The following is a 14,206-nucleotide window of genomic DNA, read 5'->3' as shown; positions in this document are numbered from 1 at the left end:
AGTCCCATGAAACTGTTGCATATCGATTCGAGCATCCTGGGCGACAATTCCGCCTCCCGCCAACTGAGCCGCGAAGTGGTCGACGCCTGGAAAGCCGCAGATCCGAGCATCGAGGTGGTCTACCGTGATCTGGCCGCCGACGCCATCAGCCATTTCTCCGCCGCCACCTTGGTGGCCGCCGGCACCCCCGAGCAAATGCGCGACGCCGCCCAGGCCCACGAAGCCAAGCTCAGCGCCGAAACCCTGGAAGAGTTCCTGGCCGCCGACGCGGTGGTGATTGGCGCGCCGATGTACAACTTCACCGTGCCGACCCAGCTCAAGGCCTGGATCGACCGCGTGGCCGTCGCCGGCAAGACCTTCCGCTATACCGAAGCCGGCCCTGAAGGGCTGTGCGGCGACAAGAAGGTGATCCTGGTGTCCACCGCCGGTGGTCTGCACCAGGGCCAGCCGACCGGTGTCGGCCATGAGGACTTCCTCAAGGTGTTCCTCGGTTTCATCGGTATCAGCGACCTGGAAATCGTCCGTGCCCACGGCCTGGCCTACGGCCCCGAGCACCGCGCCAAGGCCATCGACGCCGCCCAGGCGCAGATTGCCGGTGAACTGTTCGCCGCTGCCTGAACCCGCCCTGCAGCAAGCAAGCCGACTGGCGCCCCGTGCGCCAGTCGGCTTTTTTCATTCAGTTTTCATGTGGCCGCGGCGCAGTGGCTTCTATGCTGACCCATACCGCTGCCCGCCTGACGCACCGTGATGAACCGAACCCGCACCCTGATGGCCCTGTTGCTGCTCGCCGGCCTGTTGGCCCGCGCCGACGCGGCGCCATGGGTGGCCGGCTTGCACCGTCTGACCCTGGCCGACCCGGTCGACGCGCGGCCCATGCAGGCGCTGGTGTTCTATCCGGCCAATGGCCAGGTGCGCAACGTGCGGATCGAGGGCTACCAGACCCAGGTCGCCGAAGAGGCTCCGGTGGCCATGGGCCAGTTCCCGCTGTTGGTGATCTCCCACGGCAATACCGGCAGCCCGATGGCCCTGCACGACCTGGCCAATGGCCTGGCACGCCAGGGGTTCGTGGTGGTGGCGGTGATCCACCCCGGTGACAACAGCCGCGACCACAGTCGTCTGGGCACCCTCAGCAACCTCTATGGCCGACCTTTGCAGATAAGCGCCGCGATCACCGCGGCGCGTGCCGATGCCTTGCTCGCGCCTTACCTGAACGACGGCAAGGTCGGGGTGATCGGTTATTCGGCCGGGGGCGAAACCGCGTTGATCCTGTCCGGCGCCAGGCCTGACCTCGAACGTCTGCGCCGCTACTGCGAGGCCCGTCCGGGCGATGGCGATGCCTGCAAGACCCATGGCGTGCTGATTGCCGACCACAGCGAACTGGTGCCACGGGCCGACCCCCGGGTCGGGGCGGTGATGTTGATGGCGCCGCTGAGCCTGATGTTCGGGCGCCACGCCCTGGCCGGCGTGCAGGTGCCGGCGTTGATCTACAGCGGTGATCGCGACCAGTTGCTGGCCCTGGAGCACAACGCCGACGCCCTGGCGCGCAAGCTGCCGGTCAGCCCCGATTACCGGCTGCTGTCGGGGGCCGGGCACTTCGTGTTCATGGCGCCCTGCGATGCCGAGCAGCACCAGCGCATGCCGGTGCTGTGCAAGGATGCCGAGGGTGTCGACCGCCGGCATATCCATCGCTCGTTGCGCAGCGCAACCACGGCGTTCTTCAGCCAGGCCCTGGGCGCGCCGGTGCCTGCCGAGCGTTCAGCCGCGCTGGCTGCGCCGGGCCAGCCACAAGCTCAGCGCAACCCCTGACAGCGCGAGCAGGGCGGCGACGCAGAAGATCGAGGCGTACCCTAGGTGTACCGCCACCGCGCCCATCACCGGGCCGGCAATGGCCAAGGCCAGGTCGAAGAAAACCGCATAGGCGCCCAGGCCGGCCCCACGGCTGCTGCTCGGCACCTGGCGAATCGCCTCGACGCCCAGCGCCGGGTACACCAGCGACAGGCCGAACCCGGTCAGCCCGGCACCGAGCATCGCCCACAGCGGCGTTGGCGCCAGCCATAGCAGCGTCAGGCCCAGGGCCTCGGTGCTCATGCAGGCGATGGCGACGTTGTAGCCGCCAAAGCGGTTGACCGCGTTGACGAACAGCAGCCGCGAAACGATGAAGCACAAGCCGAAGGCGCTCAGGCACCAGGCCGCGCCAACCCAGTCGCGCTCCAGGTAATAGAGGGTGACGAAGGTGGTCAGGGTGCCATAACCGATCGACGCCAGGGTCAGCCCCAGGCCGCAGGGTGCCACCCGGGCGAAGGCCGACCAGAACGGCAGGCGCTCGCCGCGCAGCACCTCGGCATCCGGGCGCCTGCGCAGCGCCGCCAGGGCCAGCAGCGCCAGCACCAGCAGGGCAGGGCCCAGCACCGCGAAGTGCAGCGCATCCACCAGCAGCACCCCCGCCGGCGCGCCAATGGCGATGGCGCCATAGGAGGCGATACCGTTCCATGAGATGACCCGCGCCGTGTGTTGCGCGCCTAGCTGGCCGATGCCCCAGCTCAGCGTCGCCACCCCGATCAGCCCCTGGGCGATGCCCAGCAGCAGGCGCCCGCCCAACAGCAGCGCCAGGCTCAGCCAGGGCAGGGCCTGGACCCAGGCCGAGAACAGGGTGAGCAGGCCGCAGCCGGCAATACCGTACAAGCCGTAGCGGATGGCACGCTTGCCGCCCAGGGTGTCGGCCACGCGCCCGGCAAAGGGCCGGCTGAGCAAGGTGGCCAGGTATTGCAAGCCGATGGTCAGGCCGGCAATGACCGCGCCGAAGCCGAGTTGATCATGCACGTGGCTGGGCAATACCGCGATCGGCAGGCCGATGCACAGGAAGGCGATGAAGGTGTAGAAGACGATCGAGAGGATCTGCCGGGTGATGCCGGGGGTGCTGTGGGGCGTGGTCATGGGCTCGTTCGCGGGCGGGCGGTGGGCTGTGTCCATCATGGCCGCTGCGCGAGGCAAAAGAAAGCAGGCTAACTATCTAGCCGCTCAGCCCTCGAGCCCGAGCAAGCCCCACAGGAGCCGGCAAGGCCGATTCCTGCGGGGCGCGGAACGCCTCGGGAAGGTCAGACCACCACGCCCTGGCTGCGCAGGTAGTCGTCGTAGGTACCGCTGAAGTCCACCACGCCATCGGCGGTCAGCTCGATGATGCGGGTGGCCAGCGACGACACGAACTCACGGTCGTGGCTGACGAACAGCAGGGTGCCTGGGTAGTTTTCCAGCGCCAGGTTCAGCGCCTCGATCGATTCCATGTCCAGGTGGTTGGTTGGTTCGTCCATCACCAGTACGTTGGGTTTTTGCAGGATCAGCTTGCCGAACAGCATGCGACCCTGCTCACCACCGGAAATCACCTTCACCGACTTGAGGATCTCGTCGTTGGAGAACAGCATGCGCCCCAGGGTGCCGCGGATCACCTGCTCGCCGCTGGTCCACTGGCCCATCCAGTCGAACAGGGTCATGTCGTCTTCGAAGTCGTGGGCGTGGTCCTGGGCGTAGTAGCCCACCTCGGCGCTGTCGGTCCACTTCACCGCGCCCGCGTCCGGCTGCATTTCGCCGACCAGGGTGCGCAGCAGGGTGGTCTTGCCGATACCGTTGGGGCCGATGATCGCCACGCGCTCGCCGGCTTCGATGGTGAAGCTGAAGTCCTTGAACAGCACCTTGTCGTCGAAGGCCTTGGCCATCTTCTCGACGATCACTGCCTGGCGATGCAGTTTCTTCGTTTGCTCGAAGCGGATGAACGGGCTGACGCGGCTCGAAGGCTTGACCTCGGCCAGCTGGATCTTGTCGATCTGCTTGGCGCGCGAGGTGGCCTGCTTGGCCTTCGAGGCGTTGGCCGAGAAGCGGCTGACGAAGGTCTGCAGCTCGGCGATCTGCGCTTTCTTCTTGGCGTTGTCCGACAGCAGTTGCTCGCGCGACTGGGTCGCGGCCGTCATGTACTCGTCGTAGTTGCCCGGGAACAGGCGCAGTTCACCGTAGTCCAGGTCGGCCATGTGGGTGCAGACGCTGTTGAGGAAGTGACGGTCGTGGGAAATGATGATCATGGTGCTGTTGCGCGCCGTGAGAATCGTTTCCAGCCAGCGGATGGTGTTGATGTCCAGGTGGTTGGTCGGTTCGTCCAGCAGCAGCACGTCCGGGTCCGAGAACAGCGCCTGGGCCAGCAGTACACGCAGTTTCCAGCCGGGTGCCACCTCGCTCATCGGGCCGAAGTGCTGTTCCAGGGGGATGCCCAGGCCCAGCAGCAGCTCGCCGGCGCGGGAGTCGGCGGTATAGCCGTCCATTTCGGCGAACTCGGTTTCCAGCTCGGCGACGGCCATGCCGTCTTCCTCGGTCATCTCCGCCAGCGAGTAGATGCGGTCGCGCTCGGCCTTGACCTTGTACAGCTGTTCGTGGCCCATGATCACCGTGTCGATCACGGTGAAGTCCTCGTAGGCGAACTGGTCCTGGCGCAGCTTGCCCAGGCGGGTGTTCGGCTCGAGCATCACCTGGCCGCCGGACGGCTCGAGGTCGCCGCCGAGGATCTTCATGAAGGTCGACTTGCCGCAACCGTTGGCGCCGATCAGGCCGTAGCGGTTGCCGTTGTTGAATTTGACCGAGACGTTTTCGAACAGCGGCTTGGAGCCGAACTGCATGGTGATGTTAGCGGTAGAAATCAAGTGCTTGTCCTGCGGGGGTTCCAGAGGTGTATTTAGGCCCTCTCGTCGGTCTTGGGCCAGTCTTGGGCCAATTCGACTCGGGGCGGCAGCTTCTCCAGCTCCCTCCAGTCCGAGGAGGAGCTGATCCATTTCGCGTAGGTAGAAAGCAACATCTCGACGCTATGGCCAAGCTGGTTCGCGATGAACGCTGCGGTTCATCCCAGCCATCGGGCACAGGGTTGCGTAGGTGTGGCGGGTGTCGTACTGCCGGCGTTCACGGATGTCCAGCGCCTGAGCGCTGATTTGAAGTGGCGGATTGTAACACTTGGTGCGTTGATCCACAGCCCACCTTTGCTCGCTTGGCACACAAATGGGCTTGCGCGCTAGGCCGGCTTTGCGGCCTCGTGCTCAGATTGGCCTCGGATGCAGCGCACGCCGCCGGTGGTGGCTGTTAAATGCCAAGCAGGAGATTCTGGTGTCCTTCCCTTGGCGGTAACGGTGCTGGGGGGAGCGGTTTATGGCTGAATTGCACTATGTTAAGGTTCGAAATTTAGTGCCTGCGCTGCGTTGCCATTTGTCGTAGTGATGCCAAGGATGTGAGTGTGTTTATGGAATCACCCGTGTTTGAAAACAAGCGTTTCGATCTGAATGAGTTCACCGGTAGAACCATAAAGGGCGTGAGCTTCCTGAATTGTGACTTTTCCAGGGTTGATTTGTCGGAAACGCAGTTTGTCGATTGCATCTTCTATGACCGAGACCGTGAAGTGGGCTGTAGTTTTCGCAGCGCGAAATTAAAAGGTGCGTCCTTCAAACGTTGCGACCTGTCGGTCTGTGTTTTCAACTTTGCCAGTGCGCTGGGCCTTGAAATCAGCGAATCCAAGGCGCAGGGCGCGGATTTCAGCAGTGCAAGCTTCATGAACGTAATCTCCAGTAAATCCTGGTTTTGCAGTGCCTTCATCAATAAAAGTAACTTGGCATATGCCAATTTCTCAAAAGTCAACCTGGAGAAGTGCGAGCTCTGGGATAATCGCTGGACCGGCGCCAACCTGGCCGGGGCAAGTTTTGCAGGCTCGGATCTTTCCGGTGGCGATTTCACTGCCATTGACTGGCACTCCGCAGATTTTACGGGGTGTGACTTGACAGATTCCGAACTGGGGGACTTGGACCTCAGAACAGTGAACCTGGAGGGTGTAAAGGTGAGTCGTGACCAGATGAGTGATCTTGCTGCGCGCTTGGGTATCAATGTCTTGGGTTGACGCCTGCAATTGCCTGGCGCGGTGAGACGGACAAGACTCTGCCCCGCACTGCTGCGCAGATCGACCCTCTGCGCGGCGAGGGGGCAGCGCTTAGTGCGCGCATGGGTGCAAATGCCTTAGAATGCGCGTTTTCCACCCTTCAAAGGAATGAATACGTGGTGAGCAACAACGCCATCTGCTGCCCGCACTGCCAAGGTCAAAATGTCCAGCTGTTATCGGTGATTCACGCTGCCGGGACAACGCGCATCCAAGCCACCCATCAGGCCTACTCAAGTCATGGCCCGGTCACGGTCGAAACCACGGGGCGGCATCAGACCGATTTGGCAGCAAGTGTTGGCCCGCCCCCAGGCAAACGCCTGCTGGGCCCTGTCATCATGACCGGTGTCGGTGCCATTATTCTCTACGATGGCCTCAAGCTGATTAACACCTACTGGGGTGTGGACTGGACCCGGTTTTTCATCGGCGCCACGCTCGTCACCGTCGGTGTGATCGGGTTTGTGCGGCACTGGAAGTTCAACGTCGCTCAGTATGACAAGCTGGAAGAGTGGCGCCGCACCTGGCTATGCCACGCCTGTGGCAGTCGATTCCAGCCCTGATGAACATCGATAGGCACCTGCGGGTGCCTTTTCTTTTTGCGCACGGCCTGTATGGTTTTCGGGCGTTAGGCTCTGTATGAAAAGTCTTGAGACGAAGGTCAGGCAAGGCGAAAACAGCCGAGCAAGCGCAGTGTACTGGCGTACATGAGCATTGCGAGGCGGTTTTCAACGCAGCATGAACGAGTATCAAGGCTTTTCGTACAGAGCCTAGGGTCATGGGGCGAGCGAGGGCCCAAATGGCAAGGTTGATCAGATGAGCAGCCCGCCTGGCGAAGCCTGGGGTGGTGTTCCAGAAGTACCACTGATAGTGGCCGTTAGCTGCCCTTGCTGAAGGGCAGCCCTGGGTCGAGCGTTGCCTGTCGCGGACGAGCGCTATCGACCTTGTGTACGCGCAAGGTCAGTTGTTTTGGGGGCCATCAACGCGTTCAGCTCCCCGTAGGTATGGGCCTTCAACGTACGGGTGTCGAGTTGCCCACTCTCCAGGAAGCTGCGGGCCAATCCGTCCATGGCGCCATACAAGAACTCGGCGATGCTCGAGCCGGCACTCAGACGCCTGACGCCAAGGCGTTGCAGCTCGTCAGGGGCAGGCAGGCCTGTGCGCCAGAGCAGGTTGACCGGCAAACTTGATTCCCGGCACACCGCGGCGATCTCATGAGGTTCAACGACGCCTGCGGCGAACAATCCGTTCGCGCCCGCGTTGGCATACCGTGCGGCGCGCTTGAGGAGCTCTTCCAGGCGTTGCTCGGCGGGCACCAGGTTTTTCAGGTAGACGTCGCAGCGCACATTCACGAACAGGTTGACCCCGTGCTGGTCGGCAACCCTCCTGGCGGCGTCGATCTTGTGTACGAGTAGCTCGGGGGCGGCCACACCGTCTTCGATATTGATTCCAACCGCGCCCGCAGCGATGACGGCCTCGACGACTTTGGCGACCTGTTCGGGATCGTCCGAGTAACCCCCTTCGATATCCACCGTCAGTGGTACGCCGAGTACCCGCGTCATCGAGCCGATGGTGGAACCGAGCAACTGCAGCGTAAGCTTGTTGCCGTCCTGGTAGCCGTGGGACCAGGCCATCGCCGCGCTGCTGGTGGCTACTGCCTTGCTGCCCAGGCGTTCGACGAGGCGCGCGCCGCCAGCGTCAGCCACGTTGGCCAAGATCAGCAACCCTTGTTGGTGGAGGTCATGAAAAACGGTATCCAGTGCTGCCATGAAATCCTGCTCCTTTGAACATCATGTTGATGGATCACTGCTGGGTGCGGCGTTGATTCCCGTGCCGATGGTGGTTGGCGCCGGCCAGGGTTTCATCATGACGCCATTGCTGAGCTTGGTATTGGGATTTGTCGATGAAGCGCTGTTGGGAATGGAGATCGCTCTGGAGAAACGTAGCAGGCATTCTGTTCACCCAGGCGCTTGTCGCGGATGGCGGCGCGGTAGCGCAGGTCGATCACTGCCAGCATTCAGGTTGGTTGCACCCACTCATCAGTCGATAAATCCGCAAACTACCCCGGTCGGCTTCAAAGGCTGTCCGGATCGCCGAAGAACATTTGGACATTCATATAAATCAAAAGGTTATGAATGGGAAATTGGTTTTGTACCCCCAGATGTACCCGTTTTTACAGCAGCTACGAGTGGATTACAGTGGACGCACCGGAGGTGGGGCTGGCGCAGAGCGTGCAATCCCTCACTCATTTGCGCAACTTATGCTTTGAGCTCGTACCAGTCGCTACGCGTCGCAGCAGTCAGCGCATCCCAGTCTGTCCCCCGCCGCTGCGGAGCAGGATCGTGCGGCTGCTCTGATAGCGCTTTTGAATAAAGTGGCCATGTGCCATTATCGCGTCCTTTAGTTGTCTCTCCGGGGACGCTGGCCGCCGGAATCCATTACAAGGACTGTCGTATGAATCAAGCCGTGAGTGAGCGGCCGCTTGCCCCCCAATTGCCATTGGACGTGGAGGGCATCGCTGTCGCCTCCACGAGCCTCGACAATGTGTTCAACGGCAAGCGCATTCCCTCCAGCGACGGTGGGGTCATCTTCGGCCGGCTGCATCTGCCGGAATATCAGCGGCCCTACCGCTGGAGCGAGGAGCAATTGGAACGGCTGCTCGACGATTTGCGCAGCTTTTTTAGCAGCGATGCGCCTGCGCATGATTTCTACCTGGGCAGCATCATTTTGCACCAGGAAGGCGGCGACGGGCGGCAGCGCGGTCTGCTCAATATCATTGACGGACAGCAACGAATCACCAGCCTTGCCTTGTTGCATTACCTTCAGCACGGCGAGAAGGGCGCGCCCGAGTTGAAGTTCAACGCGCCGGAGAGCCATCGACGCATCCAGCTGAATCTCCGCTGGCTAGAGCAGCAACGCCTACCACGGATCGACTTCTCCCGTATCAACGTGACCCTGGTCGTCACTCGACGTGAAGACGACGCCTACCGTTTCTTCGAAACCCAGAACACCTCGGGCGTGCGCCTGGGCGGTGCCGACATCGTCAAAGCCTTCCACCTGCGCAGCGTTGCTGTCGCAGTGCAAGACGATTTCGCCCGGACCTGGGAGTCGCTCGGCGACCTCAAACCGCTGGTCGCGGCCTTCATGAAGTCTCGGCACTGGCAAAGTTTGCGCTGGCGCAACGTCGCCAGCGATCGCGATCCGCTACAGGAACGCAAGCAGATCGTCACTGAGCTTGCCGAACGCACGCTCCCCGACACCGGCGACATCGCTTATCGGTCTCTGCAAGTTCACCGCGATGCCTGGGGCAAGGAAACACAGATTGTCCAGCCGGGTTATGCCATGCGCCAGCCGCTGGGCACCGGGGTCAATACCATGCGGGTTGTGACCTATTTCCAAGGCTTGCACAAGACTTTGCTCGAAGTCGACAAGGCGGCCAAGAAATCCACGTTCTCCTATTACTACAAGCGCTTGGTACATGACGCGTGCGGCAGTGTGTTTCTCAGCCGCGCTTTTGATTGTGCGTTGCTGATGTACGCCAGCCAGTTTGGCACTTTCCGTTTGCTTGAGGCTAGCTTGTGGATGTTCCGGATGATCTTCTCCTATCGCCTGATCAAGGACGTCAGCGTCCGGGAAGATGGCGTGCAGGCGCATCTCAGGGACAACTCTTTGCTGGACTGGATCGCAAGTGCCCACACTCACGAAGAGCTGTTGATTTACTTACGTGCCTACACCTATACGGTCAGTGCTGAGCAACTGGACAAGAACAGCATCAAGAAGCGCTTCGTGGAGTCGGTAGACTCGACGCTCAACCTGCATCTGCCTTGGCCTGACCCGCAGCGGCTGGCCGATGACTATGACGCGGAGTTACGCAGTGCCATCGAACGCATCAGTTGCGATGACCTCGCCTGCCAAGGAGGTAAATGATGAACGCCCAGGTCCAGTCCCATGTCCAGTCCGCTGCCACGCTGTGCGCGCAGGACATTTCGTTGGCCATTCCCTGTTACCAGCGCCCCTACGTCTGGCCCGCCGATGCCGTGGAGGAATTGCTCGAGCAGATCATCCAAGCCAGCGAGCAGGACACGGACGGCCAGTCGGTGCAGGCACATTACTTCCTCGGGACGGTGCTAAGCAGCGTTGTGCCATCCAACGCCAATCCTGCCGCAAGCATGACTTACGAGCTCATCGATGGTCAGCAGCGAATGACCACCCTGATGATCCTGGCGCTTGCCTTCTGCGCGTTGGAAACAGGCTCTCCGCTACGATCGCTGGTGGTGTTGGGCAATGTTCCGCGCCTCACCTTCAATATCCGCGACGAAGTCCAGGCCCGGTTGAGTGCCTGGGCGGGTTTGACCGAGGAAAAGTCGCTGGACAAGGAGGATGCTGCCAATCCTTATCTGGTGCATCTGAGCGCCGCGCGCAAGGTTGCCAGTGATCGCCTCAAACTGTTGCGCGCCACGGGAGGTGAGCAGGCCTTGGAACGTGTTGGCTACTATCTGTTCAACCAAGTCACGTGGGTCAACAACGTCATGCCGGCCGGCATGGACCTGAACAAGTTGTTCGCCACGCTAAACACCAGCGGCGTTCAGCTTGAGCAGACGGATATCCTCAAGGCCCGCTTGATGTCGCGGATCAACCATCACCGTACTACGTATGAAGGGATCTGGCAGGCCTGCGAGGACATGGGTAACTACTTCGAAAGGAACCTGCGTGATGTCTTCGCCGATGTCCGCTGGAACCTGGTGGGCATCAATGACCTGCTGAGCCATTCCTTCGATATCTTCTCCCTGAATCGTCCTGCAGCCGGTTACACCAGAGGCCGGTCTATCGACGAAATCTCGTCGATGAGAACCCAGGCTGAGCAGGCGGACAAAACCGAGGACAAGGATGACGCCCGCTATCAATCAATCGTCAGTTTTGGTCTGTTGTTGATGCACGCCTACCGGATTTACCGCCACGCCCAGGGGTATAAAGACATCGGTTGCCGTGTAAACGACGGTAATCTCAACGCCTGCTTCTCGCGCTTTGTTGAAACTGCCAGCGCAGCGCAAGCCAAGGCATTCATGGAGTGTCTGTGGAGCGTGCGCTTCCAGTTCGACCGTTGGGTAGTCAAGTGGGTGCGTCTGGGCGAGGACGATGAGCGGACCTTGCGCCTGAGCTCACTCAGCCCACGCAGGCGCGCCATTGCGGAATGGCGCACGCATCTCGAGACGTCCGACTTGAGTCAGTTGCAAAGCGTGCGCTACCTCACCGGCGAGCGCAGCGCTCAGTATTGGTTGACCCCGTTCTTGGGCAAGCTGATCGAAACGCCCGGCATGGGCGAACAGCAGGTATTGAAGCTGCTGGAAAGCATCGATAACCAGCTTTCTCTTACGGAGATGACTCAGAAGGAGGCGAGTTATCAACTACTTTCCAGCGACACTGCCGAACCCTTGCCAATCAAGGACAAGATCGCCTATCTGAAGGAGCACCACGGCACGAGCTTCGAGCACTACTGGTTCCAGAAGCTGGAATACATTCTTTGGCGGGAACGGCGCTCGTTCAATTGGTTGCACTCGGAACGGCTGCACGCGTACCGGATCACATCGAAGAACTCGATCGAGCATGTGCACCCTCAGAACGAAGAGTTCGGCAGTACACTGGACGACTACCTACTGCACGGCTTTGGCAACCTGGTACTGCTCAGCCCGGGAGAGAACTCGTCGTACAGCAACCTGGCGGTGATCAAGAAGCAGGCGGCTTTCCGTGCCAAACCAAAGTACGACTCCTTGAAGCTGGCGCATATGTTCCATGTACTGGGCAATGGGGACGACTGGGGGCACACTCAGATCAAGGACCATGTTAATGCGATGCTGGTGCTTATGGAAGCGCACTACCGCGGCTGAGCCCGGAGTAGCGGATTCTGGTAACGATGATGTGCTTAATAGTTACAAACGGATGCCTGCAACGGCTATGAGTTGAGCTCAGTCACAGACTCTTAGAGGTCGCAAAAAAACATTTTGGCTAGGCACACCAAGCGGCTACTCCATGATGGGTAATTAATGTAGGCGATTGTCCATGGAAGGGGGATATTAATGCGCCTTTATGGCGATGATTCGAATAGAATTTCAAGGGGAGTGGGTTGATGGTGAATGAATACACTGAGTATGAAGTCCAGCGGGCATTGCATTACGTATGTTCTGCAAATAATCCAAAGGATGCCTTGGAGCGCTTTCAGGAAGAAATCGAACTGCTCGACGACTGGCGCATCATGTATGCGGCAGCTGAGTCGGGTGGGCCGTTTAGCTTGGAGCGGAAGCAGTTCTCCAAGAAAGGGTTTGTTTCGGCCATGTTGCGCGGCAAGTCCGTTTGGATTTTGGACAAAGCCTTTGCCTTGTCCAGGACGCAGGTGAAGTACATATTGGGCGGCTCGCTTTTTTTGGATTCCAATGCGGCCAGCTATATTCGAAAGCTGTCATATGCGGAGCGTATTTCTCCTGAACTCGATGCAGTGCGTGCTGATCTGCATCGCACATTTTCCGTAGATGATCTAGCGAGATTGAATTCTTACATATATCTTTGTGAAGCGCAGAAAAAGTGGTCGCCTGAAACCCGCCAGTTCTGCAAAGAAACGATTGCCGCAGTGCATGCACTGTCGCTTGATAATTCCCCATTGAGTGAGGGCTGGGGGGATCGGTATCGCGGCTTATACCAAGAACAAGCCGAGGCGTTCGCCGAGGATTGGATTGAAGGATTTTCGCGTAGCTTGGAGGGCGGTTTGGGCGTTGCTTTGGCTCAGCAAGCCGCGGCTGCGGAGTGCATGATTTTGCGGGCCAAGATTTTAGAAAGCAGCGTCAAGGCATCACCGGAAGCGAAGATGGAGGCGTTGCTCAACTTCATGCATGATGAGTTGCAAATCTTCATGCTACGCGAACTGATTGTTTGTGCCGATATCCTCTTCCACACAAAAAAAACGACGCTTTCAAAGAAATTGAATTCGGTCTTGGATAAGGAAGATCCTCTTCGCATAATTAATAACTGTGCCTGGGATTTGTACATGCTCAGAATCATGGAGTCGCTATCAAATCCTAAAGACTTGAAGGGTGTAGATTTCTGCCTTGATCGATTGATCACCTTTGATCAGGATCTCGCGGATGTCATTTGCCTGACTGAGTTGCGCGCAGTGGCGGTTCATCTCGGTTCACATCGTGCATATCCCTTCTTTAATAATGAGTTGACCGGCTGGCTGGCGGGGTTGATCGGGCACAAGCGGATGGTGGTTTTTTCTGAAAGCTTGCAGGAGGAAGCCTTTAATAAACGAGCGGATCAAAGAAGCTTGGATAATGTACAGAGAATTTTAGCGGAAGATCGGCGTCGCTTACTGCAACTGGCAAAACGATAAGTGATGGTTTGACTGGCGCTGGCTTAACTATCGTGTGATTCCCGGCGCAGGTAAACAGGCCCAGGGTTAAGTGTGGCGGAGCCAGTGGTGATCACTTATCACCGACCCAGCGGCGAAGCATCACAGTGTTTTTTGTCGTTGCACCGGTTCAATACAGCGAAGTTTTTCCAGCTTATTTTTCCACGGAATGACTCTGTACAAAAAGTATTGCGGTCTATCGAGCGATATGGTGGCAAATGACATCATCAGCAAGGGACAGATTCCACGACACTTGGACACCCAGCTCACGATCATCTGGACACGCATTCCACGCCCACTTGGACAGGCAGTCGGCGCAGCGTTGCAGGCTTGAGTTATTAGGCTGGGGTATATTGTTCAAACCATCCAAAGCATGCCCTTATATATCACCCCAATGTAGCAATCCACTGGAGGTGGATCGGTTTCCATGGCCTATGAAAAGCCAGAATTGATCAGCTAAACAGCCAGCCCGACGAAACCTAAAGACTCTCAGGGTCGCCAAAAACATTTTGACTTGGCTCTAGGACGATGTTTCAGGCGGAAAAAATTCAAACTTGCCCCCGGGGTTGCCCCCATTTGCACTGGGTGTGTGAGCGATCGCGAATGGTGATTTCTGAAGCGGGGCGGGGTGGACGTGCCTGGTATTCAGTGCGCTTCCGTGTACTGGATAAGCAACCCAAGCGGTCTAGAGTGTCGGCGCTGATGCGATTTTGACCCAGGTTGCTGATTTTGACCGCCCCATACGCTGCCTCCGAATTACCCGCGAGGCCATCATTTCTTGAGTACTCAAGTGGGTCAATGCATTCCGGTAGCCTCCGTCAAGATCGCATCAACGCCAACTAACTGAGGTCTGTCTG

At 59.2% G+C, this 14,206-nt stretch carries 10 protein-coding genes and 1 pseudogene; 7 read left to right on the top strand and 4 right to left on the bottom strand.

Going from position 1 to position 14,206, the window contains the following annotated elements; genetic code table 11:
• Positions 1 to 6: 6 nt before the first annotated feature.
• Together KSS95_RS16570 and KSS95_RS16565 are read left to right on the top strand one after the other, a co-directional pair.
• Complete coding sequence (locus tag KSS95_RS16570; RefSeq protein ID WP_217848150.1) at positions 7 to 618, top strand: FMN-dependent NADH-azoreductase; 612 nt, start codon at positions 7 to 9, stop codon at positions 616 to 618.
• Positions 619 to 747: 129 nt separating this feature from the next.
• Complete coding sequence (locus KSS95_RS16565) at positions 748 to 1,806, top strand: alpha/beta hydrolase family protein (RefSeq protein WP_217848149.1); 1,059 nt, start codon at positions 748 to 750, stop codon at positions 1,804 to 1,806.
• On the opposite strand, the gene KSS95_RS16560 is transcribed toward KSS95_RS16565, so the two are convergent.
• From KSS95_RS16560 to KSS95_RS24700, 3 genes and pseudogenes are all read right to left on the bottom strand, one after another.
• Entirely contained in the window at positions 1,756 to 2,934 is a 1,179-nt protein-coding gene (locus tag KSS95_RS16560; RefSeq protein WP_217848148.1) for an MFS transporter, read from the bottom strand. The genes KSS95_RS16565 and KSS95_RS16560 overlap by 51 nt on opposite strands.
• A 161-nt stretch (positions 2,935 to 3,095) precedes the next feature.
• Complete coding sequence (locus KSS95_RS16555) at positions 3,096 to 4,682, bottom strand: ABC-F family ATPase (RefSeq protein WP_134689693.1); 1,587 nt, start codon at positions 4,680 to 4,682, stop codon at positions 3,096 to 3,098.
• 32 nt (positions 4,683 to 4,714) lie between these two features.
• Positions 4,715 to 5,029: pseudogene (locus KSS95_RS24700) on the bottom strand (site-specific integrase).
• A gap of 240 nt (positions 5,030 to 5,269) precedes the next feature.
• Between KSS95_RS24700 and KSS95_RS16550 the strand changes: the two are divergent.
• Entirely contained in the window at positions 5,270 to 5,917 is a 648-nt protein-coding gene (locus tag KSS95_RS16550) for a Qnr family pentapeptide repeat protein (RefSeq protein ID WP_217848147.1), read from the top strand.
• 158 nt (positions 5,918 to 6,075) lie between these two features.
• Positions 6,076 to 6,513 carry a hypothetical protein gene (locus KSS95_RS16545; RefSeq protein ID WP_217848146.1) on the top strand — a complete coding sequence of 146 codons (438 nt, stop codon included), beginning with the start codon at positions 6,076 to 6,078 and terminating at the stop codon, positions 6,511 to 6,513.
• A 372-nt stretch (positions 6,514 to 6,885) separates the two neighbouring features.
• Here KSS95_RS16545 and KSS95_RS16540 read toward each other — a convergent pair whose 3' ends face one another.
• On the bottom strand, positions 6,886 to 7,719 hold the full coding sequence (locus tag KSS95_RS16540; protein WP_217848145.1) for an isocitrate lyase/PEP mutase family protein: 834 nt from the start codon (positions 7,717 to 7,719) through the stop codon (positions 6,886 to 6,888).
• A 685-nt stretch (positions 7,720 to 8,404) separates the two neighbouring features.
• Between KSS95_RS16540 and KSS95_RS16535 the strand changes: the two genes are divergently transcribed.
• The 3 genes from KSS95_RS16535 (at position 8,405) to KSS95_RS16525 (ending at position 13,331) form a co-directional block, all read left to right on the top strand.
• Positions 8,405 to 9,877, top strand: a complete 1,473-nt coding sequence (locus tag KSS95_RS16535) for a DUF262 domain-containing protein (RefSeq protein ID WP_217848144.1) — start codon at positions 8,405 to 8,407, stop codon at positions 9,875 to 9,877.
• A complete protein-coding gene (locus KSS95_RS16530) occupies positions 9,874 to 11,835 on the top strand; it encodes a DUF262 domain-containing protein (protein ID WP_217848143.1) in 1,962 nt (653 codons plus the stop codon). Before KSS95_RS16535 ends, KSS95_RS16530 begins: the two co-directional genes overlap by 4 nt.
• Before the next feature lie 239 nt (positions 11,836 to 12,074).
• The gene (locus KSS95_RS16525) at positions 12,075 to 13,331 is read left to right on the top strand and encodes a hypothetical protein (protein WP_217848142.1); all 1,257 of its coding nucleotides are present in this window, start codon (positions 12,075 to 12,077) and stop codon (positions 13,329 to 13,331) included.
• Positions 13,332 to 14,206: the final 875 nt, after the last annotated feature.

Source organism: Pseudomonas muyukensis, assembly GCF_019139535.1.
Taxonomy (GTDB): Bacteria; Pseudomonadota; Gammaproteobacteria; order Pseudomonadales; family Pseudomonadaceae; genus Aquipseudomonas; species Aquipseudomonas muyukensis.
The sequence above is the reverse complement of the archived record's forward strand: the minus strand, read 5'-3'. Positions and strand labels throughout refer to the sequence as shown.

Bases quoted from the DNA above. Each gene is read 5' to 3' on its own strand.
- KSS95_RS16570 (WP_217848150.1), top strand. From the start codon at position 7: ATGAAACTGTTGCATATCGATTCGAGCATCCTGGGCGACAATTCCGCC.
- KSS95_RS16565 (WP_217848149.1), top strand. From the start codon at position 748: ATGAACCGAACCCGCACCCTGATGGCCCTGTTGCTGCTCGCCGGCCTG.
- KSS95_RS16560 (WP_217848148.1), bottom strand. From the start codon at position 2,934: ATGACCACGCCCCACAGCACCCCCGGCATCACCCGGCAGATCCTCTCG.
- KSS95_RS16550 (WP_217848147.1), top strand. From the start codon at position 5,270: ATGGAATCACCCGTGTTTGAAAACAAGCGTTTCGATCTGAATGAGTTC.
- KSS95_RS16540 (WP_217848145.1), bottom strand. From the start codon at position 7,719: ATGGCAGCACTGGATACCGTTTTTCATGACCTCCACCAACAAGGGTTG.
- KSS95_RS16535 (WP_217848144.1), top strand. From the start codon at position 8,405: ATGAATCAAGCCGTGAGTGAGCGGCCGCTTGCCCCCCAATTGCCATTG.
- KSS95_RS16530 (WP_217848143.1), top strand. From the start codon at position 9,874: ATGATGAACGCCCAGGTCCAGTCCCATGTCCAGTCCGCTGCCACGCTG.
- KSS95_RS16525 (WP_217848142.1), top strand. From the start codon at position 12,075: ATGGTGAATGAATACACTGAGTATGAAGTCCAGCGGGCATTGCATTAC.